The organism is Oceanobacillus luteolus (assembly GCF_042678205.1).
GTDB classification, from domain to species: domain Bacteria; phylum Bacillota; class Bacilli; order Bacillales; family Amphibacillaceae; genus Oceanobacillus; species Oceanobacillus luteolus.
Genome location: NZ_JBHUDE010000043.1, coordinates 64,634 through 90,393, shown reverse-complemented (window position 1 = coordinate 90,393; position 25,760 = coordinate 64,634). Strand labels below are relative to the sequence as shown.

At 38.6% G+C, this 25,760-nt stretch carries 26 protein-coding genes and 1 riboswitch; of the genes, 6 read left to right on the top strand and 20 right to left on the bottom strand.

Annotation, left to right across the window (positions count from 1 at the left end; all coding sequences use genetic code 11):
- Positions 1-143: 143 nt before the first annotated feature.
- The 3 genes from ACFSBH_RS09605 to ACFSBH_RS09595 are packed head-to-tail and all read right to left on the bottom strand — an operon-like array spanning position 144 to position 5,540.
- Positions 144-1,928 carry an acyl-CoA dehydrogenase family protein gene (locus ACFSBH_RS09605; RefSeq protein WP_251511487.1) on the bottom strand — a complete coding sequence of 595 codons (1,785 nt, stop codon included), beginning with the start codon at positions 1,926-1,928 and terminating at the stop codon, positions 144-146.
- A gap of 26 nt (positions 1,929-1,954) precedes the next feature.
- On the bottom strand, positions 1,955-3,133 hold the full coding sequence (locus ACFSBH_RS09600; RefSeq protein WP_379597241.1) for an acetyl-CoA C-acetyltransferase: 1,179 nt from the start codon (positions 3,131-3,133) through the stop codon (positions 1,955-1,957).
- A 19-nt stretch (positions 3,134-3,152) separates the two neighbouring features.
- Positions 3,153-5,540: a 3-hydroxyacyl-CoA dehydrogenase/enoyl-CoA hydratase family protein gene (locus ACFSBH_RS09595; RefSeq protein ID WP_251511481.1), complete on the bottom strand. Its 2,388-nt coding sequence runs from the start codon at positions 5,538-5,540 to the stop codon at positions 3,153-3,155.
- A 306-nt stretch (positions 5,541-5,846) separates the two neighbouring features.
- Here ACFSBH_RS09595 and ACFSBH_RS09590 point away from each other — a divergent pair, with 306 nt between their 5' ends.
- The 5 genes from ACFSBH_RS09590 to ACFSBH_RS09570 all read left to right on the top strand — a co-directional run bounded on the left by ACFSBH_RS09590 (position 5,847) and on the right by ACFSBH_RS09570 (position 9,411).
- A complete protein-coding gene (locus tag ACFSBH_RS09590; protein ID WP_251511478.1) occupies positions 5,847-6,773 on the top strand; it encodes a metal ABC transporter solute-binding protein, Zn/Mn family in 927 nt (308 codons plus the stop codon).
- Positions 6,774-6,798: 25 nt separating this feature from the next.
- Positions 6,799-7,554 carry a metal ABC transporter ATP-binding protein gene (locus tag ACFSBH_RS09585; RefSeq protein ID WP_251511464.1) on the top strand — a complete coding sequence of 252 codons (756 nt, stop codon included), beginning with the start codon at positions 6,799-6,801 and terminating at the stop codon, positions 7,552-7,554.
- 14 nt (positions 7,555-7,568) lie between these two features.
- Positions 7,569-8,417 (top strand): metal ABC transporter permease, encoded by an 849-nt coding sequence (locus tag ACFSBH_RS09580; RefSeq protein ID WP_251511460.1) that lies wholly within the window; start codon positions 7,569-7,571, stop codon positions 8,415-8,417.
- Entirely contained in the window at positions 8,417-8,821 is a 405-nt protein-coding gene (locus ACFSBH_RS09575; protein ID WP_251511458.1) for a Fur family transcriptional regulator, read from the top strand. The genes ACFSBH_RS09580 and ACFSBH_RS09575 overlap by 1 nt, the downstream gene beginning before the upstream one ends.
- A 143-nt stretch (positions 8,822-8,964) precedes the next feature.
- Positions 8,965-9,411 (top strand): SH3 domain-containing protein, encoded by a 447-nt coding sequence (locus tag ACFSBH_RS09570; RefSeq protein WP_379597237.1) that lies wholly within the window; start codon positions 8,965-8,967, stop codon positions 9,409-9,411.
- Between the two features lie 31 nt (positions 9,412-9,442).
- Here ACFSBH_RS09570 and ACFSBH_RS09565 read toward each other — a convergent pair whose 3' ends face one another.
- The 14 genes from ACFSBH_RS09565 to ACFSBH_RS09500 form a co-directional block, all read right to left on the bottom strand.
- Positions 9,443-10,246 carry a VLRF1 family aeRF1-type release factor gene (locus tag ACFSBH_RS09565; protein WP_379597235.1) on the bottom strand — a complete coding sequence of 268 codons (804 nt, stop codon included), beginning with the start codon at positions 10,244-10,246 and terminating at the stop codon, positions 9,443-9,445.
- 146 nt (positions 10,247-10,392) lie between these two features.
- Complete coding sequence (locus ACFSBH_RS09560) at positions 10,393-10,707, bottom strand: DMT family transporter (protein WP_379597233.1); 315 nt, start codon at positions 10,705-10,707, stop codon at positions 10,393-10,395.
- On the bottom strand, positions 10,707-11,048 hold the full coding sequence (locus tag ACFSBH_RS09555; RefSeq protein WP_251511432.1) for a DMT family transporter: 342 nt from the start codon (positions 11,046-11,048) through the stop codon (positions 10,707-10,709). Before ACFSBH_RS09555 ends, ACFSBH_RS09560 begins: the two co-directional genes overlap by 1 nt.
- A 64-nt stretch (positions 11,049-11,112) precedes the next feature.
- Positions 11,113-11,209: riboswitch (guanidine-I (ykkC/yxkD leader) on the bottom strand.
- Positions 11,210-11,426: 217 nt separating this feature from the next.
- Complete coding sequence (locus ACFSBH_RS09550; RefSeq protein WP_379597248.1) at positions 11,427-12,710, bottom strand: hemolysin family protein; 1,284 nt, start codon at positions 12,708-12,710, stop codon at positions 11,427-11,429.
- Positions 12,711-13,048: 338 nt separating this feature from the next.
- Complete coding sequence (locus tag ACFSBH_RS09545) at positions 13,049-14,314, bottom strand: C40 family peptidase (protein ID WP_379597231.1); 1,266 nt, start codon at positions 14,312-14,314, stop codon at positions 13,049-13,051.
- A 313-nt stretch (positions 14,315-14,627) separates the two neighbouring features.
- The gene (locus tag ACFSBH_RS09540) at positions 14,628-15,257 is read right to left on the bottom strand and encodes a response regulator (protein WP_379597229.1); all 630 of its coding nucleotides are present in this window, start codon (positions 15,255-15,257) and stop codon (positions 14,628-14,630) included.
- A complete protein-coding gene (locus ACFSBH_RS09535; RefSeq protein ID WP_379597227.1) occupies positions 15,250-16,299 on the bottom strand; it encodes a sensor histidine kinase in 1,050 nt (349 codons plus the stop codon). Before ACFSBH_RS09535 ends, ACFSBH_RS09540 begins: the two co-directional genes overlap by 8 nt.
- Complete coding sequence (liaF, locus tag ACFSBH_RS09530) at positions 16,296-17,021, bottom strand: cell wall-active antibiotics response protein LiaF (RefSeq protein WP_251511420.1); 726 nt, start codon at positions 17,019-17,021, stop codon at positions 16,296-16,298. Before liaF ends, ACFSBH_RS09535 begins: the two co-directional genes overlap by 4 nt.
- Positions 17,022-17,090: 69 nt before the next feature.
- On the bottom strand, positions 17,091-17,729 hold the full coding sequence (locus tag ACFSBH_RS09525) for a PspA/IM30 family protein (RefSeq protein WP_251511417.1): 639 nt from the start codon (positions 17,727-17,729) through the stop codon (positions 17,091-17,093).
- Positions 17,730-17,745: 16 nt separating this feature from the next.
- A complete protein-coding gene (locus ACFSBH_RS09520; RefSeq protein ID WP_251511414.1) occupies positions 17,746-18,090 on the bottom strand; it encodes a lmo0954 family membrane protein in 345 nt (114 codons plus the stop codon).
- 159 nt (positions 18,091-18,249) lie between these two features.
- Positions 18,250-18,861, bottom strand: a complete 612-nt coding sequence (locus tag ACFSBH_RS09515) for a DedA family protein (protein ID WP_251511410.1) — start codon at positions 18,859-18,861, stop codon at positions 18,250-18,252.
- Between the two features lie 105 nt (positions 18,862-18,966).
- Positions 18,967-19,962, bottom strand: coding sequence for an LLM class flavin-dependent oxidoreductase (locus ACFSBH_RS09510; protein ID WP_251511407.1), 996 nt, complete (start codon positions 19,960-19,962; stop codon positions 18,967-18,969).
- Between the two features lie 65 nt (positions 19,963-20,027).
- Positions 20,028-21,047: a M42 family metallopeptidase gene (locus ACFSBH_RS09505; protein WP_379597224.1), complete on the bottom strand. Its 1,020-nt coding sequence runs from the start codon at positions 21,045-21,047 to the stop codon at positions 20,028-20,030.
- Between the two features lie 89 nt (positions 21,048-21,136).
- Positions 21,137-21,721 (bottom strand): DUF1836 domain-containing protein, encoded by a 585-nt coding sequence (locus ACFSBH_RS09500; protein ID WP_251511401.1) that lies wholly within the window; start codon positions 21,719-21,721, stop codon positions 21,137-21,139.
- 141 nt (positions 21,722-21,862) lie between these two features.
- On the opposite strand from ACFSBH_RS09500, the gene trhA reads away from it, so the two are divergent.
- The gene (gene trhA, locus ACFSBH_RS09495; protein ID WP_251511397.1) at positions 21,863-22,510 is read left to right on the top strand and encodes a PAQR family membrane homeostasis protein TrhA; all 648 of its coding nucleotides are present in this window, start codon (positions 21,863-21,865) and stop codon (positions 22,508-22,510) included.
- A gap of 62 nt (positions 22,511-22,572) precedes the next feature.
- Here the strand turns inward: trhA and ACFSBH_RS09490 are convergent, their stop codons facing one another.
- Genes ACFSBH_RS09490 through ACFSBH_RS09480 form a run of 3 tightly spaced genes read right to left on the bottom strand, consistent with a single transcriptional unit; the run spans position 22,573 to position 25,655 of the window.
- Complete coding sequence (locus tag ACFSBH_RS09490) at positions 22,573-24,807, bottom strand: carboxypeptidase-like regulatory domain-containing protein (RefSeq protein ID WP_251511379.1); 2,235 nt, start codon at positions 24,805-24,807, stop codon at positions 22,573-22,575.
- Positions 24,791-25,108, bottom strand: coding sequence for a hypothetical protein (locus ACFSBH_RS09485; protein WP_251511376.1), 318 nt, complete (start codon positions 25,106-25,108; stop codon positions 24,791-24,793). The genes ACFSBH_RS09490 and ACFSBH_RS09485 overlap by 17 nt, the downstream gene beginning before the upstream one ends.
- Positions 25,074-25,655, bottom strand: a complete 582-nt coding sequence (locus tag ACFSBH_RS09480; RefSeq protein ID WP_379597221.1) for a sigma-70 family RNA polymerase sigma factor — start codon at positions 25,653-25,655, stop codon at positions 25,074-25,076. The genes ACFSBH_RS09485 and ACFSBH_RS09480 overlap by 35 nt, the downstream gene beginning before the upstream one ends.
- Positions 25,656-25,760: the final 105 nt, after the last annotated feature.

Genomic DNA, 25,760 nt, shown 5'->3' with positions numbered 1-25,760 from the left:
GAAACCAACCATATTTTACCATGAAGGAGGCCTTTTTTGACCCCACGCTAGAAGCTCTACGGAACCCCCGGCGTAGCCGAGGGTTTTCGAAGACCATAAAAAATGTGCCCGGAGTCGATTCTCCGACTCCGAGCAAATATCCATCAAACAATATATTTTTCACTTTCTATGATCGACTTCGCTATCTCACGTTTCTTGGCAATAACATTTGTCGGATTATGTCTTGTTAATTTACGTAGCGCCGATAACATCATCCGCAGTGAGTCTCCTTCTTCCACGGCTATTAAAACTTCTTTTGCAGCCGCTTCAATTCTGTTGAATGCTTCTTGGACATAAACTTGTGTATATAGAAGTTTCTGCTCATTTTTTTCTAAGCCTGATTTACTGATTGCTTTTTCAGTACGGAGTACAGCTGATTCCATATTAAAAATTTCTCCGACCATATTCGCCAAATGAACGAGAACTTCCTGTTCTTTTTCAATCTTTTGCATGTATTTCTGTGCTGCAATTCCTGCTCCAAGTAGTGCAATTTTTTTGGAATTACGAACAAGATGTTTTTCTTGTTCTAATGGTTCGGATCCTACTTCCTCTGGCATCATCATCATGAGCTCTTCTTGTAGTCCTTGTGCTTTTTGCAGAAGCGGTAATTCACCTTTCAACGCCTTTTTCAATAACGTACCAGGAACGAGCAGTCGGTTGATCTCATTAGTTCCTTCAAAAATACGGTTAATCCGGGAATCGCGATAAATCCTTTCCACTTCGTATTCCTGCATAAACCCATATCCACCATGTAGCTGGACCGCTTCATCAGCTGTACGATCAAGCAGTTCTGTCGCCATGTATTTAGTGATGGAGCACTCGATTTGATATTCTGCAATAGCACGTGCAATTTCACGACCATCCTCAAGCTGCTCATCGGTCAATGCCCCCATACGCTGTTCAAACAATCCAACCGTACGATAGACTGCACTTTCGTTTGCATAAATTTCACTTGCCATTGTCGCCAGTTTAGACTGAGTAAGAGAGAAGCTGGAGATTGGCACATTGAATTGTTTACGTTCATTCACATATTTTGCTGATAGTTCCAATGCACGTTTGGAACCTCCAACTCCACCAACTGCCAGTTTATATCGACCTACGTTTAAGATGTTAAAGGCTATAATATGACCACGGCCTTTTTCACCTAATAGATTCTCAACTGGTACTTCAGCATCCTCCAGAATCAATGTACGGGTGGATGAGCTCTTTATCCCCATTTTTTGTTCTTCTACACCCGTCGATACCCCTGGGTAATCGCGTTCAACGATAAATGCCGTAAAATGCTCACCATCGATTTTGGCGTACACGATAAATACATCTGCAAAAGCAGAGTTCGTAATCCACTGTTTTTCTCCATTCAATATATAGTGAGTGCCTGCTTCATTAAGTTTTGCAGTCGTTTTTGCACCTAAAGCATCCGATCCTGAACCTGGTTCCGTCAGGGCATATGCTGCAAGCAAGTCACCTGTAGCAAGCTTCGGTAAGTACTTTTCCTTTTGCTCTTTGTTACCGAAGAATACAATAGGTAAAGAACCGATGCCTACATGTGCCCCATGAGTGACTGAAAAACCACCTGCACGTGACATTTTTTCCGTAATCAGTGATGAACTGATTTTGTCTAAACCAAGACCTCCGTATGCCTCGGGTACGTCTGCACCTAAGAGTCCTAGTTCTCCGGCTTTTTTCAGTAATTCAACGGAATAATCAAATTCGTGGTTTTCCAACTTGTCAACAAGAGGCAGTACTTCGTTAACGACATAGTCCTCTGTCGTTTTAGCAATCATCTTATGTTCGTCAGTAAGATCTTCTGGAGTTATAATGTCTTCTCCAGTTAATTCATCAATTAGGAAGGCACCACCCTTAAAAATTTTATCTTTTGTTTCACTCATGTTCATCTACCCCTTTTTTAGTATTATCATTGTACAAGCTCAAATACTCCTGCAGCTCCCATTCCACCACCAACACACATTGTCACTAATCCAAATTGTACGTTCCTTCTTTTCATTTCATAGGCCAAAGTCAAGGTCAATTTCGTTCCAGTCATTCCTAGAGGATGGCCTAGTGCGATTGCACCTCCATTTACATTGACAATGGAAGTATCCAAGTCCAACGCTTCAATGACACGCAGCGATTGGGAAGCAAATGCTTCATTTAATTCTATTAATCCAATGTCCGATAACTCTAAACCAGCAATTTTTAATGCCTTAGGAATTGCTTCCACCGGACCGACACCCATTATTTCTGGCTCCACCCCTGCCACAGCATAGGAACGGAACTTTAATAATGGTTGTAATCCTTCTGCCTTTGCTTTCTCATGCTCCATCAATAGTACGGTTCCAGCTCCATCACTCATTTGCGAGGAGTTTCCGGCTGTAACGGAACCTTTCACATGGAAAGCTGGTCTCAGTTTAGATAAAACTTCAACATTCGTGTCTTCCCGTACCCCTTCATCCATTTCAAAGCGCTTTGTTTTTTCTATAATTTTATTATTTGGCCCAACTACTCGTTCCGTTAATTCTACAGGGACGATTTCATCATCAAATTTTCCTTCTCGAATTGCTTTAGCAGCACGCTCATGGCTTTGAGCTGCAAATGCATCCTGGTCAGCTCGAGATATATTGAAACGATTAGCAACTTCTTCGGCAGTGTGACCCATGCCCATATAATACCCAACCGCATCCTCAACCAGTTTCGGATTTGGCTTGATGACATGGCCACCCATTGGGATAAGACTCATAGATTCCGCCCCACCAGCGATGATTGTATCGCTCGCACCAACCATTATCCGTTCCGCTCCATATGCGATACTTTGCAAACCAGATGAACAGTAGCGATTGATCGTAATCCCTGGAACTTCTTTTGGAAGTCCGGCTAAACCGGCAATATTACGAGCCATATTCATCCCTTGTTCAGCTTCCGGCATGGCACAGCCGATTATCACATCATCAATATTGCCCGAGTAGTCACCCGCCCGTTTTAATGTCTCTTTTATCGTCATAGCAGCCAAGTCATCTGGCCTGGCATTTGCCAGACTACCTTTTTTCGCTTTACCTACAGGGGTTCTAGCTCCTGCAACAATTACTGCTTCTTTCACATTTTCTCCCCCTCTACTATTAATTACGTAACGGTTTACCTTTCATGAGCATATGCTGCATTCTTGCTTGAGTTTTCGGTTCCCCTATTAAACTCAAGAATGCTTCCCGCTCCAAGTCGAGCATCGTCTGCTCATCAATCACGGAACCCTCTTTGATTCTTCCACCTGATAAAACATAGGCTAGCTTCTCCGCTATTTTTACATCATATTCAGAAGCATATCCGCTTAATTGCAAGTTCTTTGCTCCCAATGCCATTGCCGCGTATCCAGCATCTCCGACAACAGGGATCATCTCCCTCGCTGGTGCCCGGTAACCAGCTTCAGCCAAACTTAATACTTTTTGCTTGGCATCGTAGATTAAGTGATCAGGATTTGCGCTGATAGCATCTCCTTGATCCAGGTACCCAAGTTCCATCGCTTCTTTTGCTGATGTGGAAACTTTTGCTGTAGCTACTTTTTCAAACACATCATTAGCAACTTTTGTCAGGTCAAAATCAACATCCTTTGGCATGTTTCTCAGTTGTTTAAGGTAAAGCTCTTTCGTTCCGCCCCCACCAGGTATGAGTCCAACACCAAATTCCACAAGTCCCATATAAGTCTCTGGTGATGCCTGAATTGCAGCAGCTGGTAGAGATACTTCAGCACCTCCACCTAAAGCCATATTGAACGGTGCGACAACAACTGGTTTATTTGCGTATTTAATATTCATCGTCATGTTTTGGAACTGACGGATGACCATATCGAGTTCATAAAAATTATCATCCTGTGCTTCCATCAGCATTAATGCCAGGTTTGCTCCGACACAGAAATTCTTGCCTTGGTTACCGATGACAAGCCCTTCATAATTCTTCTCCGCTTCTTCAATTGCCGTATTTACCATCTGCATAATATCAAGGCCAATTGCATTATTCGGTGAATGGAATTCTAATAAAAGGACGCCATCGCCAATATCTATTAAACTGGCACCAGTATTCTTCTTAATAACATTTTTGTCATTTTTATAGTGTCTTAGGTTTATTTCTTTCTCATTCGTCTTTAGCGGTTGAAAATCTGCGCCATCGTAAAATGTGATCGTATTATTTTCTTTAATGTAAAATGATTCATGGCCTTTCTCTATTAATTCCCACACCCATGCAGGAACTGTTTCTCCTTCATTCTCCATCCGCTTAGCCGCATTCTTTAAACCAATTGCATCCCATGTTTCAAATGGACCTAATTCCCAGCCAAAGCCCCATTTCATCGCTTGATCAATAGCAACAATGTCATCTGCAATCTCTCCAACAAGCTCTGCTGAGTATATTAGTACTGGTTTCAATAAGGACCATACTAGTTCTGCTGCTGGATCGCCTTCCACTGAAAGAAGCGCTTTCATTTTTCCGCGAGAACCTTTCGCTTGCTTCGCCATTTCAATAGCCGGTGTTTTTAATTTCTTACGCTCTCCATATTCCAATGTCTTTGGGTCTAGTTCATAAATAACTCCACCCTTTTTCTGATAGAATCCTTGCCCTGATTTGGAACCAAGCCAACCATTTTCAACCATTCTTATCATAAATTCTGGAGGGTCAAAAACTGCCTTTTCTTGCCCTTCCACTTGATCGTATACATTTTTAGCCACATGAAGGAACGTGTCGAGACCAACAACATCCAACGTTCGGAATGTGGCACTCTTTGGTCTTCCAATCAATGGGCCGGTAACCGAATCGACTTCTCCCACACTAAAGCCTTTTTCCAGCATTTCTCTAACAGTTACAAGTAACCCATACGTGCCGATACGGTTAGCAATAAAGTTTGGTGTATCTTTAGCTTCCACTACACCTTTTCCAAGCACATTCTCACCAAACTCCTTCATAAAGCTAAGAACCGAGCTGTCTGTATGCCTTGTTGGTATAACTTCCAATAGCTTCAAGTAGCGTGGAGGGTTAAAGAAATGAGTACCTAGAAAATGTTTCTTCATATCCTCACCGCAATCCTCAATCATCGCTTCAACCGAGATACCGGATGTATTGGAACTGACAATTGTACCCTCGCGGCGATGTTGATCCACTTTACTTAGTAATTGTTTTTTTATCTCCAAATTTTCAGTGACAACTTCAACTATCCAATCAGCTTCTGATAAACGGTCCATATCATCTTCAAAATTACCAGTTTCAATAAATTCCAGACTGTGCTTTGAAGTGATCGGTGAAGGTTTTTGCTTCAACAATGCTTGTTTTCCGCTATCGGCAAATTTGTTTCTGACGCTCTTGTCTTGTAACGTCAGCCCCTGTTTTTCTTCCTTTTCGCTTAATTTGTTTGGAACAATATCGAGCATTAAAACCGGAATACCGTTGTTCGCCAAGTGTGCTGCTATTCCAGAACCCATGACACCTGACCCTAAAACTGCAGCCCGCTTGATAGTCCGTTTCATGTTTTATCCCCCAATCCACTATTTGAATGAATGTTCATTCATTAATCTGTAAAAAAATAAGGTGACACCTTATTCAGTTATTTTAAGTATAAAATACTTTCAGATATTTCGCAATAAGTATGTCGAAAAAATTCTCCATTCTACACCGTACACAATTATATTTTTTTCTAAATCGTAATGATTATTATTTACAAATCGTAATGATTACGATATGATAGAAATTGATTTTATCATACACTTTGTTTTAATGCTTTATTTTATTAAATTTTATCATTTTATTCAATAGCACTTATCAGGAGGACTTACGTGAAAATTTTAAAAGGATTATTACTTATTTTATCAATTGCTCTCTTATTATCCGGTTGTGGAAATACAACAGGTAACAAAAATAATAAAGATATAATTTATACAACGATATATCCATTACAGTATTTAGTGAAAAATATTGCTGGTGATCTCGTTGATGTTCAATCGGTATACCCACCTGGGGTCGATGAACATACGTATGAACCAACGGCAAAAGATCTCACAGATATTGCGGAAGGAAAGGCATTCTTCTATATCGGTGCCGGCTTAGAAGCGCTGGCGTCTACAGCTGCGAACGCTTTGGAAAATCAGGATGTGAATCTAATTGAGATAGGCTCTCATCAAGAGCTCTTCCTACCTAGCGACCATGACCATGAGTCGGAAGATCATGATCATGAACACAGTGATTTTGATCCTCATATATGGCTTGACCCGATCCGCATGATAGAGATTGCGGAAATTGTGAAGGATGAGCTCGTTGAAATATACCCTGAAGAAGCAGAAAAGTTAAATGAAAATCTTGAAACAGTGCAAGCTGAACTTCAAGAACTTCATGAAGAATATGAACAAGTAATCACTCAAAAACAGAACAAGCAAATCCTTGTAACTCACGCTGCTTTCGGATATTGGGAAGACCGCTATGATTTGGAACAAATAGCGATTCATGGAATTTCCACAGAGAATGAGCCGTCACAAAAAGACTTGATCGCCATTGTTGACACTGCACAGGAGCACGGACTAGAATATATTATTTTTGAACAAAACGTAACAACACGGACATCTGAAGTCATCCAAAAGGAAATCGATGCAGAAGTTTTGATTATCCATAACCTGGCTGTACTTACTGATGAAGATATAGCTGAAAAGGAAGACTACCTCTCAATCATGAGAGAAAACTTACAAGTACTTGATAAGGCAATGGACTAATTTGTTATATGAAGGGAGTGTTTCTATGAGTGAACCAATTGTAACAATGAACAACATAAACTTTACCTATGAAAATAAACCTATTCTTAAAAAAGTTAATTTTGAAATACCAAAAGGAAAGTTTATGGGACTTGTTGGACCAAACGGCGGTGGAAAAACCACATTAATTAAATTGATACTAGGCTTGTTGAAACCAGATGAAGGAGAAATTAAATTATTTAATACTCCTATTGAGAAGTTTCAACATCGTGAAAAAATCGGATTCGTTTCACAAAAAGCAAATAGCTTTAACGCAGGTTTTCCGGCAACGGTATTTGAAGTGGTATCCACTGGGCTCACAGCTAAGCTTGGGTACTTTAAATTTATGAAAAAGTCACATAGAGAACAGGTATTGGCGGCCATAGAAATGGTTGATATGCTTGATTATGCCTTTGAAAATATCGGCAACCTATCAGGTGGCCAACAACAGCGTGTTTTCATTGCAAGAGCATTAGTTAATGAACCAGAATTAATGATTCTTGACGAACCTACCGTCGGAGTGGACCAAGGAAATGTGAAACGTTTTTATGAGCTGCTAGATAAACTTAATAAGGAGCAGCAAATCACGATGCTACTAGTCACCCACGACACCGGGATTATGACTGAATATGCGACAGATATTGTCTGCTTGAATAGAACCTTGCATTTCCATGGAAACCCCGAAGAATATTCCTCCCTATCGGATGAGGACTTATCTTTATTTTATGGGCATCCGGTAACAACAATTGCCCATGAAGCGTAAGGGGGAAAGACAATATGATCGCAGACTTTATACAATATGATTTTTTACGCTATACATTTTTAACTGGAATTTTGATTGGAATAATCGCCCCTTTGCTGGGTACTTTTATTGTTGTAAGACGATTATCACTGATCGCTGATTCATTATCCCACGTAACACTGGCCGGGATTGCATTTGGTCTCATGATGGAAAAATTGCTTCTCATTACATTTTCACCTTTGTATAGCGGGATGGCTTTTTCTGTTATTGGATCTATAGGTATTGAAAAACTACGTTCCGTTTATAAAAATTATCAAGAATTGGCGATTCCAATCATATTATCTACTGGAGTAGGATTGAGTGTTATTTTCATTTCGGTGGCTAATGGGTTTAACACCGATTTATTCGGTTATTTGTTTGGCTCTGTTTCTGCAGTGAGTCAAAATGATTTTCTACTGATTTTCTCTATTTTTATCATTGTTGTAGGTATTATTACTATTTTTTATAAAGAGCTATTCACCCTTTCCTTTGATGAAGAGCATGCAACAATTTCCGGTATTCATACGAAACGGATACATCTATTATTTATTGTACTCACATCGCTTGTAATTGCAGCTTCCATTCGGATCGTCGGAGTACTGCTTGTGTCGGCTTTGATGACCTTACCAGTGGCTGCTGCTATGCGAATTTCAAAAGGGTTTAAGCAAATGATGCTACTCTCTATCCTATTCGGTGAAATTTCTGTTATCATTGGTATTGTATCAGGATATTATTTGAGCATTCCACCTGGTGGAACAATTGTCATGATTGCCGTTACGATTTTATTATTGTCCATTGGTTATAAACGGAGTCGTAAGTCAACAAATGAAATGAGGGAAGCCTAATGGATGTTAAGCAAGCTATAGAAATACTAACCAAAAAAGGATACAAGACAACAGGACGCAGAAAAGACATTTTAGCATTTTTTGAACAAGCGGATGGTTACCGCACAGCAAAAGACCTTTTGCAATTTATGGAAGAAAAATATGAAGGCATTAGTCCCGATACGGTTTATCGTAACCTACATTTATATGCAGAAATGAAAATTCTGGAAAACACGGAGTTAAATGGAGAAAAACATTTTCGGATGAAATGCACAACCCACCATCATCATCATTTTATATGCAGTTCCTGTGGCAAAACAAAAGAGATAAATGTATGTCCTATGGAAGAAGTGGAGAATAAACTTCCCGATTATCGAATTGAAGATCATAAATTTGAAATCTATGGGCTCTGTCCAAGTTGTTAATCAGTTCAAATATAAAGAAGACGTTTAGAGGTACCGACTAGAAAGTCAGTACCTCATTTTTTTGTCGCGTATTCGACAATGAAAGACATTTACTGCGAATTCATGTATACTACTACTAGATATCATAGTTTAGGAGCTTTAAAATGAAAAAACGTCAAACCTTTTTTGCAATTTTACTTAATATTCTTTCTCTCGCATTTATAGCTTTCGTAGTGATTATGCAACAAAATTTCAACAACCCCGAGTTCACTGATATACCAACAGCAGAAACGAACGCAAGTGATAATGACGGAGATAACGACGAGGAAACCGACTCAGTGGCCGGAGCAGCAGGTTCTGTACTTAATGAAAATGACGATACGGAGGAAGTTGAAGAAGATTCAACAGATGCTGAGATCACCCTTTCCACGAGGACTGTGGTCGCAGAAACGCTGAATGCTAGAACCGGTCCTGGAATTGATTATGAAATTGCCGGCCTCCTAGTCCAGGGACAAGAAGTTCAAGTAGAAGATAACGGTGATAAGTGGGTAAAAGTGATTACGGACGAATTTGAAGGTTATGTAAATGAAGAGTATTTATCAGAAGAATGAAGGAAGGTCGAATCGACCTTCCTTCTTATTATTAAGCAAGCACTTCTTCAAGCACTTTTGTTTCCTCATGATCTAACATATTCTTCTGCAATACAGCATCAATCTGCTTGTTCATTGATTTCTCCAATTCTTTTGTGCTGTCCGCCTCACCTATCAAATAGATTCGCTCCCACTGATAATCCTTCGCCAGCTTATCCAACTTAGGAGCTATTTTCTTATACCAACGCTGTTGGTTTGCTGCGAAACGGGATGCAAAGTTATCCTTCTGCATATTAGGTCCACCCGCACCAGTTGTATGAAGACGTCGCGTACCTTGTACCTTCCAATCTTCCGTATCCACATCCAATTCAAATACTTTTGTATCTTTAATTCTGTTTGTTTCCGAATCTATCACCTTAACCTGATTTTGCTGAACAAGTATAACACCAATCTTCGGATACCTTTCCTTTAACTCAACAAGCTGATGGATTTCCGGAGTCTCTTGCCAATAAAATTCATCTTTCAAACGCATTTGTACGCACTTAGCAAACCAAACGTCGTCATCTGCACTAGCGAAAACAATGACACCTTTTTGGAAACTTTGTTCATGTTCTTTAATGAAATTCGTAACCTTCTTTTTTACTTTTTGAAAGTTAGCCAGTTCCTCTTTATTGCTATCCTGCTTTAAGTATTTTTCGAAATTACGCATACCATTTTTGAAATGAATTTTCCACTCTCCACCCTGCTGCTCCTTATCGGAACGATCTGTATTGAGATACATTGTAAACACCTTGTCGGCCCCGTCTTTGTGTACATTTCGAAGCCAGGCAATCGTTTCCGAAATGGTGAAACTCATTCAACCGCCTCCTATTGAAAAGGTAATTTGGTTCTCCTAGTATTTACCCTTAATATGGTGTGATTAAACATATGATGTAATTAGTTAATTTAGTCCTAGAGAAAGCTAATTTTCAAGCTAGACAAGAATCTATCTGCCTTTGCAGACTAGGAAACGAGTTTCAGACCGATGGTAGCACCTAATATCATGCCTATAAAGACCATTCTTCTCCAATCTTTTGACTCACCATAAAAAATCATGCCTAAAATCGCTCCCCCAGATGCACCAATTCCCGTCCAGATGGCATAAGCGGTACCCATTGGAAGAGTTTCCATGGAGTAGCCAAGCAATATAAAACTTATACTAAATGAAGTAATCAAGTAAAAGAAAGATTGCCACGTACGGTCTTTATGCAGTTTGTTTATCATTAATACTCCCAACATTTCAAACAAACCAGCACAAACTAAAGCTAACCAAGCCATTATGACTCATCCCCTTCCTCAATATCGTTTGGTGTGACCAATTTCAAACCGATAACACCCGACAACAAAATAATAATCAAAATAATCTTCACGACTTCAAATGGCTCATTAAAAAATACAATCTCCGAAAATACCGTACCCGCTGTACCCAACCCTACAAAAATGGCATACACCGTTCCGACCGGCAATTTTCGCCCAGCCATTATCATTAGATAAAAGCTGATGAAAATAGCAACAGCTGTACCAGCCCATGTCCAAAAATCAGATGCGTATTTTAAACCAATCACCCAAAACACCTCAAAAAAAGCTGCAATAAAAACTTTCATCCAATCTTTAGTCATTGAAGCACCTCCAATTTTCTATAATCCCGACATAAAAAAGCCTAGGAGAAACTGTAAAAACAGTATCTCCTAGGCTTTTATCCGTCCGTGTCACAGCAATGCTGTGGGTTTTCCCTTGGACCAGGCCAACGTAAAATTGCGGAACCCTAGAAAACCTTTTACTATGCAATTAAGTTCTATTATATAGAACGTACTTACAATTTTCAATGGATAGTCAAGAGACTGATCATTAAGACAGAAAGAACTTAACATCGTCATTTTATCTACCAATGACTTCCACTCCATCACCAAGGTCTCTTAACCCATATGAATTGCCCGTTGCGTTCAGGTGGTTTTCCTATTAAAAGGACGAGCAATCTGCTCGTCCAGTATATATTATTATGGTTTTATTATTTTCACTTTCTTAATTTGATACCCATCCATTTCTTCAATGACGAAGCGGTGTTCTTCATAATCAATGACGACACCTTCCTGAGCATCAAGGTTCGATGTAAACATCCAACCACCTATTGTATCTACTTCATCATCATCCAATTCAATTCCCAGAATTTGATTCAAATCTTCCAGATGAAGCTTACCAGAAACAATCAATATCTTATCATTTACTTCCTGTACATCAGGTATTTCATCCTCATCAAACTCATCTCGGATATCTCCAACAATTTCTTCCAGTATATCTTCTACAGTGATTAATCCTGCTGTACCACCATATTCATCATTTACAATCGCCATATGAATACGTTCTTTTTGCATTTTAAGAAGAACTTGTTTAATCGGCGTCGCTTCCGATACGTGAAGAATTGGCCGGATAAACTGTTCAATGGAAACATTTTTGTCCTGAAGATGGCCTGTAAAGATTTCTTTTAAGTTAACTAAACCAATAATATTATCCTTATCTTCATCAGCTACAGGGTATCTTGTAAATTGACCGTCCAAGATTACATTAAGATTATCTTCAAAAGTATCATTTTTTAAGAAATATACCATTTCTGTTCGTGGTATCATGATTTCCCTTGCTACTCGCTCATCAAAATCAAAAATGTTGTTGACATACATCATTTCTGCTTGATTAATCTCACCACTTTTATAGCTGTCAGCTAATATTAAGCGAAGTTCCTCTTCGGTATGTGTTTCTTCGTGGCTGCTCATCGGTTTAAACCCTAATGCTTTTACAATTAAACGTGCAGTACCATTCAATAACCAAATGAACGGATAGAGCAGTCGGTAAAACCAAATAAGTGGTCTGGAAACTAATAGTGTAACTTCTTCTGCTTTTTGAATCGCAATTGTTTTCGGTGCTAATTCCCCGATGACAACGTGCAAGAAGGTTGCAAAAAGAAAAGAGATTACGATGGAGAGTGTCGTAACCATTGCATCACCAATATTAAAATAGGCGAGCACTGGATGTAACATTTTCTCGAATGTTGGTTCTGCCAGACGTCCGATTCCTAATGCAGTAAGTGTGATTCCTAGCTGACATGCTGATAAATATTCATCTAAGTGAGTAACTACTTTTTTTCCAGCAACTGCTGATCTTTTACCCTCTTCGATATGTGGTTCAAGTTGCGTGCTCCTGATTTTAACTATAGCAAATTCCGCTGCTACGAAAAATGCTGTCAGTCCAATCAGTGCTGCAACCGCAAGTAAGTTAAATATGGGCAATACGTCCAATTAATGTTCCTATTGCGGGGCAATAGGAACTTCACCTCCTAATTTTAAGCTATTCAAATATATATTCCGTACATTTGTTGATGTCCAATCACTGACGGTAAAACCATCTTGATTGAACAATAAATTCATTACAATTTTAAGTTTTACCTTCCCATTAAAATCACCCACTTATCTTGTAATTATTATAATATATCAGTGGAATTGAGTCTATATTGAAGAACTACTATTTTATAAAATATTAGATTAGATCGTTAACCAAAAACATCATTTATAAAAACGACAAAATCCATCCAATCAAGGATGGATTTTGTCGTTTTTATAAATGATAATTATCTTACACTACGTACGTGACCAGCAAATTTATCAGCCCAGTATCCAGATGACATGTCTGCAACTGCTAAACCAGTTGAGTTTTGTGCACCGATAAACTTACCGCCACCAAGATAAATACCTACATGACCGTTCGTTTTATAAGTGTTGAAGAACACAATATCTCCCGGTTGCATATCACTAGCAGATACTTTCGTACCAGTTGATGCTAAAGCTGACGTACTTGATGGAATTGAAATTCCGCCTTGTGCAAATGCCCAAGATACAAAACCAGAACAATCAAATCCGCCTGGTGATTTACCTCCCCACACGTAAGGAGTTCCTAAGTGGTCGAAACCAGCATTTATTGCAGTTTGTACACCACCAGTTGCTGCTGGTCTAGAAGATGAATCGGAAGATTTAGATTTAGACTCTGTTTTTGCAACAGTAGTCAATTTATCGCCTTTATTTGAAGCATCTGTACTTGAGCTTGCAACTTTCACATCAGCTGCCGGCTGAGTCAATACGTCGATATTTTGTCTTACTTCTCTTTCTAATGAAGCAAGTTCACTGTCTTTCATCTCTAAGTCACTTACTTTTGCAACAAGAGTTTCCTCTTTTTGTTTCAATTCAGCTTTCTTTTCTTCATTTTGCTTTTGCTGATCTTTAATAAGCTGTTGCATTCCTTCAAGTTCAACTCTTAATTCTTTCAATTCATCGAGCTTAACAAGGACTTCATCTTGTTTCTCTTCAACTTTTATTTTATCTTTTTCGATTTCCTCCATCAAATTAGCATCAGATTCAGTAATCTTATTGATTGCACTGACGCGGCTAATGAAGTCCATAAAGCTTTGGGATCCGAAAAGTACTTCTATGTATGAAACGTTACCACCATTTTTTTGGTAAGAAACAGCACGTTCTTTCAATATTTCAAAACGTTTCTCAATCATTTCCTCAAGTTCTTTGATTTCTTTTTCGAGCTTTTCTACTTTATTCTCAGTTTTTGTTATGGATTTTTCATTTTTCTCCATTGTTTCTTTATTTTCAGCAAGCGCTTTGTTTACTTTATCAATTTCGTCATTTAATTTTTCCAAATCAATCAACAAATCAGCTATTTCAGCTTCAGCATCGGATAAATTCGCTTTGATATCTTGTCTTTCTTCTTTGATTTGAGTTTGTTTACTTTTCAATTCATCTAAAGTTTCAGCTGCTGCCGGCATAGTGAAAAACACACTGCCAAAACCTACAACGGTAACTGTAGCGAGAGTTACAAATGATTTTTTCAACTTAATTGCTCCCCATTTCCTACACTACTAATGCTTTTTCTCTATGTATGATTGCCAGGTTGTTATATGCAAGTTCGTGGATAATATTTTATGTATGATATTGTTAGTTCAAAGGTAGTATAGCACCGTTAAATTTCAGCCGTGTTATCGTTATATTACAATTATATTTCAATTAATGACAAAATGTTTCTTTATAAACGAAAAAACATGAAGTTTTCCTTGGAAATACTACATGTTTAGACGTTACATTTTCAACTGTAAGTGAAATCAATTTAAGTTTTGAATATTTTTAGTTCTTTTGATACAGTAAAAGTTAAACTAAATCGTGTTGAAATGCATAGATAACAGCTTGGGTCCGATCTTGGACTTCCAACTTAGCGAGAATGTTACTAACGTGTACTTTCACTGTTTTTAACGCAATGAACAATTCATCTGCTATCTCTTGATTCGTTTTTCCAGCAGCAAGCAGAAGAAGTACTTCTTTTTCCCTCTCGGTCAATTGTTCATGAAGCTTTTCTTCCTTTGGTTTTCTCATGCGATTCATCAACTTACCTGTCACTTCCGGTTCTAAAACCGTTTGCCCGTCATAAGTCGCACGAATGGCTTCTGCAATTTCATCTGCCTTGGATGTTTTCAATAAATAGCTTGTTGCACCTGCTTCCAACGCCGGGTATACCTTCTCATCATCAAGAAAGCTCGTAACAATGATGATTTTAGCCTCTGGCCACTCTTTCAGAATACGCTTAGTCGCTTCAATACCGTCCATTTTCTTCATAACCAAATCCATTAATATAATATCAGGCTTAAGTTCGAGCGCCAATTTGACTGCTGGTTCCCCATCATCAGCTTCTGCGATGACTTCAATATCCGGTTGTGCTGATAAATAAGAAGCAACACCAATACGAACCATTTCATGATCATCAGCAAATAGAACTCTAATCATTTACTTTCCTACCTTTCGTTTCAGTTGGTATCGGGACTTTTACTTCAAGTTTTGTACCTTGATTCGGCAGACTGACAACTTTGAATGTACCACCTATCTCATAAGCACGTTCACGCATATTCTGCATTCCGTAGGATCCTGTCTTCATTCTTTCCATATCAAAACCAATACCATCATCTGAAATGCGCAATATCACCGTGTCTTCTCTTTTGATCAGTAATACATGAAAGCTTGTTGCCATGGCATGACGTAGTGTATTTGACATTGCTTCTTGCATGATACGGAATAGTTGATCCTCAATCCCTTTATCTGCTGATAATTCTTCTACGGTCCAAGTAATATCCATGGAGACTTTTTGTTTCATTTCACGAAGAAGTTCTTCTATTCCTTCAACAAGTGATTTACCTTTTAATGCAACAGGACGCAGATGTAATAATAAAGCCCTCATCTCCAGTTGGGACTGTTGAAGCATTTTTTCAACAAGCTGCATTTTTTTCTTTATCTCATGGTCTCCAGGTAAATCATGCAGATTTATTGCAGCCATCATCATGGATGCCGCAAAAAGTTGCTGGCTGACTGAATCATGAAGCTCACGAGCCAATCGATTCCTTTCTTGCACAACAATTTCCTGGAGACTTTTTTCCCTTTCTTCTGCCCGTTCTGTTGCAATCTTTTGTGCGAATTCTGTTTGTTGATCGATACGTGTTTGTATTAGTTCTAGGCGTTTTTCAATACTTTTCAATTCATGATATGGTTCCTTTTCATCATCAATCCTTTGACCTTTACTAAGCTTATCAAGTTTGCGTTCGATTCGATAAAGTCTTTGCTTCCAATACCAGCCTGTGGAGATTCCAAATATCGTCCCACCAGCCAACACAAATCCTAATAACCAGATAATAAATGCTACATTGCCAATTTCCTTCTCCCATAAAACAGCATATGATTCAGGAGGAAATAGATGAAATACAAGAGTCAATATAGCTATAGTAAGCAAAAAACTAAACAATATTCCAGATAAAATATGACGAATCACCGTACTCATATACGTTTCACCTCAATATCCCCAGAAAATAAAGAGGTGATGATTTTAACCCTTGTTGCTGCTGTATCATATTGTGCTGTTTGATAAAATATAGATTTATTGAATATTTTCTCATGGTTTTCATGAAAAACTCTCACATTTCCAAACACCGTACTATGATGGAAGCTAATCTCCACTTCATACGGTACTAGGATTTCAATATTGCCAAGTCCATGGCGAATGGAAATGACTGCTGTATCATTAGGGATCACCGTATTGCTTAAATCAATCATCCGATCCCCCATCAGCCCATGGATATTCACATCGCGCCACTGGTAAGGTGTTTCCTCTGTAAACTGATCATCAAAGAAAGTATGGTCGAATAAAGGCTCCATTCTACTGAGTGGTTCATGGTTAGAAGTACCAGGGAGCACCGGGGCAATTTTTACTGCTTTCTTCGTCGACTCGTAAAACTTCATTACAAAAATGACGATTGCTGCAAAGATGATAAATCTGACAGCCATAAGACTCAAAATGGAAAAGATCATACTAATTAAAGAAATCCAGAAAACTATCTTCCCCCAGAGTTGGTTAAAGCTTTTCCAACCGACGTAGACGAAAAATCCAGATATAATCGTAGGGATGATTGCTCCTCCAAAAGAAAACACAAACTCAATCAAAAGAAGGATGACACCAATGATTAATATCCAGTTATAATTTTTTGTAGTAAAATGTTTAAACATTGCTGGCCTCCTTCTTTTCTTAATAATTCAAGGCGCAGATGGAATCTACGCCTTATTAGTATATCACGTTTATTTGGTGTTTTCTTTTTCTAGCAATTCCTTTTCAAGCTTAGCAATTTTACTGTCGAATGTGCTTTTATAGTATGCACTGTTCACTTGATATTCAAGGTTCTCAATATATTGTTCCAGTTCAGCAAATTTTGCAAAAGGTTTGTCTGATACATCTTCAATCACTTGATTGATCCGTTGATTAGCCCGTGCGATATTTTCCCGGCCCATTAATTCCATACGACGCATATGCATATCCTTTAATCGATGCTTCATTTCTTCATACTTTTGCTCCAATGAAATCAGTTGCTCAATTGCTTCTTCACGACTGACTTTTAAGCGGTTTGCACGACTTTGGTACTCCTCATGTTCTTTCATCGCAAACTCGTGCATTGAAGTTTCCCCTGCTTTTTCAGCTATTTCCGCTTGTTTTAAGCGTTTATCCGCCAAATCTTGCGCTTTTAGATATTCACTTGAAAACTCATCTTTCAGTTTATATTGACGTTCAATTAGTTTTCTTACCTTTTCCTTCTCCTGCTCGCTCTGACGCAAATAGTGATTTAATGCTGCAATCGGGTTTTTCTCTTCCTTTTTATCCATTAGATGATGTAAATCTGAAGAAATACTGTCCATCATTCTCGTGAAAATATTTGTTGTCATATTTTATTCTCTCCTTTTATCGATTTAATTCAGCCCACTCATTCTCGAAATTGGTAAATGGGTCGTAATCCTTATTCGTGTAAATCTCCGGCTCTTCTTTCCAGCTCTTCCAAATTAAATACAGTGTGTAAATCGCCACAACACCTATCAATGCATAGATATTGGCCAGACTGATGCTTAAAATAAACAACCCAAGGATGATCCATCCTATTTTTGCGCCAGTCGAATCGGCCTGCATAAACTTTTTAAACACAATATAGAGGAGCCAAATACTTAAACCAAATATCACCATTGGTCCTAAATTCGCAAGTAACACGAAAAATGCGATTAATCCTCCAACAAAAAGTAGAAATTTCTTCATTGCATTGCCTCCTTTCTTGATCTTGACTTCATCTTATCGTGATTTTACATTCAAGATAATGAGCCACAGATATATTTTGCAGTAGGCCTAGAGGCGTATTTGAACTAAGACTGTTTGATATTGTAAGAGCAACAAAAATAGAATGGCACTTCTGCCATTCTATTTTTGTTTTCTTCGTTTTTTTATATACCAGTAAATGAATAGTACCAACCCAACAAACAACAAGACATAAACGATGGTTGAATATACATCCATAAAACTTAATATATCCTGCCAATTCTCCCCTAGTACAACTCCGATGGATACCAGGATAACGTTCCAGATTAACGTCCCTATCGTTGTCAGCAGTATAAATACCGTGAATTTCATGTTCGACATTCCGGCTGGAATCGAGATGAGACTGCGGATAAGCGGCACCATCCGGCAGAAAAACACCGTCCAATAACCGTATTTATCAAACCATGCATCCGCTTTATGAATATCTTCTCTTTTCAATCGAAGAATATGTCCATAACGATCGACTATTTTCTCCAATCGTTCCACATCAACCAGGAGGCCAATACTGTATAAAATCATTGCTCCAATAACTGAACCCAAGGTCGCTGCCGTAATGACGCCAACTACTGTGAGATTTGTATACGTAGTGAGAAATCCCCCAAATGGAAGGACAATTTCAGATGGTATAGGTGGAAATAGGTTCTCCAATGTCATCATGAGAAAAATCCCAAGATAGCCGAACTGTTCCATCACATCCGTAACCCAAGTTTGCATAATAACCTCCCTGATCATCCAGAGTAAAATGCTTTATTAATGATAAAGCCTGTCCTCTATTAAATATAGTTCATTACTGATGAATTATGTATTTGTGAATGTAAATTACGACTTTCTTAAATTAAATTCACGGGCAATCAGTTCATAAGAAGCCTTTCTTGCATCAGTATCATGAGTGATTGTTAGGACCATAAACTCATCAGTACCATATAATTCTCGTAATTCCTCTAGTGACTCGCGTACTTCTCTCGGGTTACCGATTATTTGCCGGTGATTGGACGTTCGAAGGGAATCAAGATCTTCATCACTAAAATTATATTCCAATACTTCTTTAACGGTGGGCACCTTACCGTTTCCTTCTCCTTTTGACTGCATCAACTTCCATACTTGATTACTCTTTGCCAACTCCATAGCCTCTTCCGTAGTCTCAGCACAAATCACATTAACAGTTACCATTACCTTTGGCTCTGCATTTCGGAAACGATCACGATATTCCTTCACAATGGATGGTCCATCTTCTCCACTCATAAAATCTCCGAACACATAAGGCAACCTTTTTTCTGATGCTAAAACCGCGCTCTTCATACTTGTACCAAGCAACCACGGAACTGGTTTCTCCTTTGGAACAGGTTGTGCCTTTACTTTATGGAAGATGTTGTCTTCAGGAAAATCTCCATTTAGAAAATGCAGCAACTCCTCCAATTTCTGCTCATACATTTTCACTTGCTCAAGAAAATTATCGACCAATGCTATAGAAGCTTCAGCTGAACCACCAGGTGCTCGGCCCAAGCCAAGATCAACCCTTCCAGGATATAATGTTGCCAATAAATGATAACGCTCTGCAATATTATATGGTTTATAGTTTGGCAGTAAAACTGCACCTGAGCCGATTCGAATCCGTTTTGTTTTATGTCCAATAATTCCAAGCAGAATATCGGGAGCTGGGCTCGCTAAACCATCGAAGTCATGATGTTCAGCAATCCAATAGCGATGGTAGCCCAGCTTATCTGCAAGTTCGGCTAACTCAATCGTGGCTTCTAGTGCATCTTGCGCTGATTTACCATTCGGAATAGGGACTTGATCCAAAATACTTAATTTCATGTAGAAACCTGCTTTCCTTTTGGAACATTGCTAATTCCAATCAAGCTATCTGTACAAGTATTTTTTCATAATTCCACTAGGCTTGATTGGATATAGTGATATAGTAATTCTTCCGTGTTTCGCAATGCATCTTCGTGGGTCCGTTCGTAAGCATGGGATGAATCGATTCCTGGTCCTATCAGACCATGGACAATATCATGTCCACTCCGGATTGCTGCTGATGCATCAGAGCCGTAATATGGATAGATATCTAGCTTATAGCCGATTTCATGTTTCTGAGCTAACTCCACCAATTTTTTCCTTAGTCCATAGTGATACGGGCCGCTCGCATCCTTGACACAAATGGAAACTGTATATTCATCTGTAGACTGGCCATCACCCATTGCCCCCATATCGACAGCTAAATACTCTACAGTTTCTGGAGTGATATTCGAATTCCCCCCATAACCTATCTCCTCATTATTTGAAATTAAAAAATGAGTGGTATAAGGAAGCTTGATATTTTCTGCTTTTATTCTTTTTATCAGCTGGATCAACATCGCAACACTTGCCTTATCATCCAAATGACGGGATTTAATAAAACCATTATCGGTAATTTCCACTCGAGGATCGAATGAAACAAAATCACCAACCTCTATACCGAGCTTTCGCACGTCTTCCGCATTTTCTACCCGTGCGTCAATTCTCACTTCCATATTCTCCTGACTGCGCTTTGCACTGCCTGCATCTTTATATACATGGACAGAGGTCTGATGAAGTAAAATTGTCCCAGTAACAATCTGGCCTGTGGAGGTTTCAATCTCACAGTATTCACCTTCGATGGAGTTATATGTGAAACCGCCAATTAAATCTAAACGTAAACGGCCATTACTCTTAATCTCTTTCACCATCGCCCCTAATGTATCAACATGTGCAGTGAGCATGCGGTGATCTTTATCATTCTCGCCTGGAATTGTTGCAATCAGTCCGCCTTTGCGGTTTCTTCTATTGCTTATACCTAGTTTATTTAATTCCGTTTCAATAAAAGAAATTACTTTTGTCGTATTACCCGATGGACTAGGGATGGAAACCAGTTCTTTAATCATATTTAGTGTTTCGTTTATTTTAGGGTATGCCGTCAATGTCATTCTCCCTCTCTAATTTTTTTCCTTTAGTTTATCATATGAAACACATGTTAGTCTTTTTTCAATTCCTTACTTTCCATTTCATCAACGAGAGCCTCTGCAACTCGGCAATAATAATTACTCATGTTTACAAATGAGAGAATAAGGAAAAATTTATTCCAGTAATCATCGTCTTCTTGTAACGCATCACTAGATTTTTTTACTTCATTGATTATCTCATTACTGTCATTGGAAAAGCGTTCCAAATTTTTTTCAGTTAGTTCTAAGAAGAACTCGTAAATTGGATTCAACTCAAATTCTTCCTTCATCATACGGTTATTGAGTGGGTCCAATGTTTGCTTGATATCACGAATAGATAGACTTGTTTTCATTTCATAGATCATATTAATGAGCATGACATGCTCTGGTGAATATTTTTTATTTTTTATCGGGAAGAATAATTTTCCTTTCGAGTAATTGTTGATCATCGTTTTTGTTAATATTTTTTCTTCCTCATTTCGCTTTGCTGCTGCGTACTTGTTCTCGAATAGTTGAATGACTTGGTCCATGTATAAATCAAGATTGGGTATATCATCCATCGTTAACTTTGAATCCAAATGCAAATTCTCCATCATTTCTTTTATATTATCTTCCATTATTCTTCTCCTCTTTACAAATAGCCAAGTATTATGCTATCAATTTTATAGTTGACGACTTATCGTGAACTATGATATAAATCATTATAACACGATGATATAGTTTTTAAAACTACATTATGTAGAGGAAGGGGTATATTAATGAATCAATATGTAAGGGAACCGATTAATAGCTTTACCCACTTAGCCGGAGCCATTTTTGCTCTAATCGGACTTATTGCGCTGATTGTTAAGGCAGTATCTGAGGGGCATTCCATGTTGGGACTTTTGGCAGTGATTATTTTTGGAGTCAGTATGATATTGCTTTACTCTGCTTCAGCAACTTATCATATGGTGATTGCAAAGGATAAAGTGATTTCTTGGTTACGAAGAATTGACCATTCCATGATATTTGTATTAATCGCTGGGACATACACCCCTTTTTGTTTAATTACGTTAAATAACACTTTAGGTTGGATATTATTCTGTGTAATTAATGGTCTTGCATTACTTGGTGTCATATTCAAATTAACTTGGTTTTCATCTCCTAGATGGTTGTCCACATCCATCTACCTGGTGATGGGCTGGCTCGTTATCTTTTTCACCGGTGAATTGGCACCTTCCCTTGGTACGGGCGGGATGGCTTACCTTATCCTCGGTGGGATTGCCTACACGGTTGGTGGAATCATTTATGGATTTAAACCGAAATTCCTCCAAATAAAAAATTGGGGTTTCCATGAGATTTTTCATATCTTTATTCTTTTCGGCAGTTTTTTTCATTTCATTTGTGTGTACTGGTATGTTTTGTAGTATCGCTCATTTTCATATAGTAAAGCAGCGTGTGGATTCATTTGCTTCACGCTGCTTTGTTTTTAATTCATAACTTCTAATAAATTTATTAACTTCACGAAATTGTTCTTCGAAGTTTTTTGTTTCCAATTTTCCAGCTCAGCTTGCTCATCCGTAAAGTAGAGTTTCAGCCCTTGCTTCAGCATTTTCAGTGCCTCCTCATCCGCTTCCACGTCTTTCTTCACAGATTGAAGGAGGCTTGCCCAGTGTACGAAACCTTCCGAACCAGCAATGTGCTCATGGTAAGGATAGACATTTGCCAGCTCGATTACCTTTTCAAAATCAGCTCCAAGATAAATCTCTAAAGCTAACAAGTTACCTATATACCGATGGTCACCACCAGCTTCAATTGCTTCTTTGTGGAGTTCCGCTGCTTTTTTATATTCACCTTGAAACATTAAAGCATTTGCATGATAGCTTTTGACAAAAGGATCAATATCCCCTTCAGACGCTGCTTTATACTTTTCAAACCAGATTTGATAGTTTCTCCAATCTCTTTCTGTGTAATAGTGATCCAACACCCAGAATATATAGTTAGGATCACCTGTTAGTTCTATCAATTGTTTATAGTACGGAAGCTGAAGTTCCAATAATTTACTATAATCACCATCTGCTTGTATGCCAATGATTCTCGTAATCATCCGCAAGCTGTGTGTATCTTTTGGATTCACTTCAATATCTTCTTTGTATTGTCGAAGTGCTTCTTCCAGTTTGCCTTCAATAAGCCATTCATCAGCCTTTGTTAATTCTCTCTGCTGCAAATACAATATTGGGAGGTTGCCGATACTGTCTCCAGCTAGGCGGTAACCATCACTGCGAGTAATTAGATTGCCTTTTTCATCAAAAGCTTGAACGCTCCATGAATATACTCCATGAGAGTTTTCGAACCCTAAATAGTAGGCTGGATTAAAATATTCCCATTCTGTATCATCTACACCCATAATAGAACTTGACGCGAGATTATAAATGCTTTCTACAGGAATAGTGATGGTGCTTTCTCTCGCTTCCATGTCAAGTCCTAAACTGTAAGTAAGACCGTCATCAATAATGCTAAACTGGAGGGTATAATATGCAGCTCCAGACACAGGTTCCCAACTGAACTCAATTTCATCATCCTTTAGTACAGTTCCATTTACTGGTTCATAAACTTCCATCAGTGGGGCAAGCGTAATATCATAAGCGATTTCTCCACCATCTGCATAGATCCAATCATTTAAATCAACTGGCCAAGTATATCCATCAATTTGGTCGTAATGGAATCCTACGAATATTTGATAGCTCCCAGCTACAACATTTTGAAATTCAAAGTTGCCCGAGTCATCCGTCGTCACTTGATAAAATTCATCTGGGCCCACTGAACGATTAACCATGGATGACTCACGTAAAAATACACCCGCTTGAGCAATCGGTGTTCCATCTTTCCGGCTGATGTTTCCTGACACGGTGGTTAACTCTCCGGTGGAGCTATCTATTGTGTAGTTTAAACGCTCCAAATCTTCATATACTTTGCTATATTCAATTGAGTCTTCATTTCCTTCCGCGTCCCAAGCCTTTTCAAAATCTGTCATTCCTTCTTTTACTTTAGTGAGAGCTGCGTGATTCTCACCTTTGTGTAACAGAATCAACGCCTCGTATTTTACTTTTTCAGCCTGATAATAGAAATCTCCTCTATGGATATCAATTGTTTCAAGAAAGTTCTCCGCCTTGTCTGGATTGCCCGATTGAATATAAAGTTTGACAAAAGAAAGTTCCAATTCAGATATTAAATATGAATAATCAGGATGGTTCAATCGTTCTTTAGCAAGTTTATATATTCCCTCGGCCCTTGCTTCATCACCGTTCCTTACAGCTTCAGCAGCTAGTTGCACCGCAGCATTTATTAAAGGATAATCGACGGGCCCATTCTCTAAGTAATCATTGAGATATGGCTTCTTCTCTTCCCAACTGAATAACTGGGATTCCTCCTCGATGATACTTGTCGACATGGTCGGTCCGACGTAAATATCGTAATCTCCCAGCCATTCCCCACCTAACAAATGGTTTTGAATTAAGCTGTACTTTTGAGAAGGAAAGATATTACTTTCCAAGAGTTCAATTACTTGTTCCCTTGCTACTGTGATTCCGGTTGAGTGTTTGTATTTCACCAAACCCAGTTCTATTTGGGGAATCAGGAATATCATAGCCAAAGGAAAGATCAAGAATACAGTGAAGGCTATCATTACTAAATGTTTAACTTTCAGCTTAACGCTGCTCTTCATTCTTCATCCTCCCCTCGATATCTTCTTGCCAATATCTGTTGCCTCCTATGTTAATCAACTCATTCTGTTCATATTCCACGTTTATATCTTGAATGACGAAAATCCCATAACTGAAAAGGAGAATGACAAGAACTGAACTTACAGGGAGGATTGGTATCGTGACTTCCTTATTCCAAAGCTGACTCAGTTTTTCTTTCCTGGTTGGTTGTTTTATCTTATTCAGAACGTCAACGTGTTTGGTGAAGTGTAAGTCTTTCAACTCCTGGTCAAGATGTTTCTTGATTTGCGTTTTTTCTTCCATCCGTACCGTCCTCCTTTTCTATTAAACTTGCTTTCAGCATCTCCTTTGCTCGTTTCAAGCGTGATTTCACGGTATTTTCCTTCGTATTTGTCAGAGCTGAGATTTCAGCAATTTTCAATTCATTAAAGTAAAATAAAGTAATTACCTCTCGATACTTATAATCTAGTGCGTGAATAGCAGCTGTCAGATGATGATTCCATTCCAACTCCAGCAGTTCTGCTTCTGGACTTGTCGCAGCATCCTTGTCCCTCAAGCGTTCTACTGCTTCTAAGTTGGGTATGATATGTTTATAGTTCCACGTCCTCAACTGCTGACGGCAGTGATTGATCGTAATGGTAGTCAACCAGCTCTTGATAAGTGCGTCTTTCTCCAGTTGGTTTATTTTTTTGAAAGCTGTAATAAAAGCATCTTGTACGGCTTCTTCTGCCCGTTGATGGTCTTTTACCAACAGATAAGCCATTCGGAGCAAATAGTTCCCATAAAGATTCATCACTTCAACCAATGCTTCCTCTTCTTTTTTTCTTAACCTATCGACTAGGTTCACCACTTGCTCCCTCCCCCCCTACACTTAAGATGCTGGCAAACTATATAAAGTTGCATGTTTTCAAAAAATATTATCAGATTTAATTGTACAACAAAAAACGTGCTATTC

What these genes read in the sequence shown, in the direction of transcription:
- ACFSBH_RS09595 (WP_251511481.1), bottom strand. Translation starts at nt 5,540, where the DNA reads ATGAAACGGACTATCAAGCGGGCTGCAGTTTTAGGGTCAGGTGTCATG.
- ACFSBH_RS09510 (WP_251511407.1), bottom strand. Translation starts at nt 19,962, where the DNA reads ATGAAATTAAGTATTTTGGATCAAGTCCCTATTCCGAATGGTAAATCA.
- ACFSBH_RS09490 (WP_251511379.1), bottom strand. Translation starts at nt 24,807, where the DNA reads ATGAAGAGCAGCGTTAAGCTGAAAGTTAAACATTTAGTAATGATAGCC.
- ACFSBH_RS09605 (WP_251511487.1), bottom strand. Translation starts at nt 1,928, where the DNA reads ATGAGTGAAACAAAAGATAAAATTTTTAAGGGTGGTGCCTTCCTAATT.
- trhA (WP_251511397.1), top strand. Translation starts at nt 21,863, where the DNA reads ATGAATCAATATGTAAGGGAACCGATTAATAGCTTTACCCACTTAGCC.
- ACFSBH_RS09500 (WP_251511401.1), bottom strand. Translation starts at nt 21,721, where the DNA reads ATGGAAGATAATATAAAAGAAATGATGGAGAATTTGCATTTGGATTCA.
- ACFSBH_RS09535 (WP_379597227.1), bottom strand. Translation starts at nt 16,299, where the DNA reads ATGAGTACGGTGATTCGTCATATTTTATCTGGAATATTGTTTAGTTTT.
- ACFSBH_RS09575 (WP_251511458.1), top strand. Translation starts at nt 8,417, where the DNA reads ATGGATGTTAAGCAAGCTATAGAAATACTAACCAAAAAAGGATACAAG.
- ACFSBH_RS09540 (WP_379597229.1), bottom strand. Translation starts at nt 15,257, where the DNA reads ATGATTAGAGTTCTATTTGCTGATGATCATGAAATGGTTCGTATTGGT.
- liaF (WP_251511420.1), bottom strand. Translation starts at nt 17,021, where the DNA reads ATGTTTAAACATTTTACTACAAAAAATTATAACTGGATATTAATCATT.
- ACFSBH_RS09515 (WP_251511410.1), bottom strand. Translation starts at nt 18,861, where the DNA reads ATGCAAACTTGGGTTACGGATGTGATGGAACAGTTCGGCTATCTTGGG.
- ACFSBH_RS09580 (WP_251511460.1), top strand. Translation starts at nt 7,569, where the DNA reads ATGATCGCAGACTTTATACAATATGATTTTTTACGCTATACATTTTTA.
- ACFSBH_RS09565 (WP_379597235.1), bottom strand. Translation starts at nt 10,246, where the DNA reads ATGAGTTTCACCATTTCGGAAACGATTGCCTGGCTTCGAAATGTACAC.
- ACFSBH_RS09570 (WP_379597237.1), top strand. Translation starts at nt 8,965, where the DNA reads ATGAAAAAACGTCAAACCTTTTTTGCAATTTTACTTAATATTCTTTCT.
- ACFSBH_RS09560 (WP_379597233.1), bottom strand. Translation starts at nt 10,707, where the DNA reads ATGGCTTGGTTAGCTTTAGTTTGTGCTGGTTTGTTTGAAATGTTGGGA.
- ACFSBH_RS09485 (WP_251511376.1), bottom strand. Translation starts at nt 25,108, where the DNA reads ATGGAAGAAAAAACGCAAATCAAGAAACATCTTGACCAGGAGTTGAAA.
- ACFSBH_RS09520 (WP_251511414.1), bottom strand. Translation starts at nt 18,090, where the DNA reads ATGAAGAAATTTCTACTTTTTGTTGGAGGATTAATCGCATTTTTCGTG.
- ACFSBH_RS09555 (WP_251511432.1), bottom strand. Translation starts at nt 11,048, where the DNA reads ATGACTAAAGATTGGATGAAAGTTTTTATTGCAGCTTTTTTTGAGGTG.
- ACFSBH_RS09525 (WP_251511417.1), bottom strand. Translation starts at nt 17,729, where the DNA reads ATGACAACAAATATTTTCACGAGAATGATGGACAGTATTTCTTCAGAT.
- ACFSBH_RS09585 (WP_251511464.1), top strand. Translation starts at nt 6,799, where the DNA reads ATGAGTGAACCAATTGTAACAATGAACAACATAAACTTTACCTATGAA.
- ACFSBH_RS09505 (WP_379597224.1), bottom strand. Translation starts at nt 21,047, where the DNA reads ATGATTAAAGAACTGGTTTCCATCCCTAGTCCATCGGGTAATACGACA.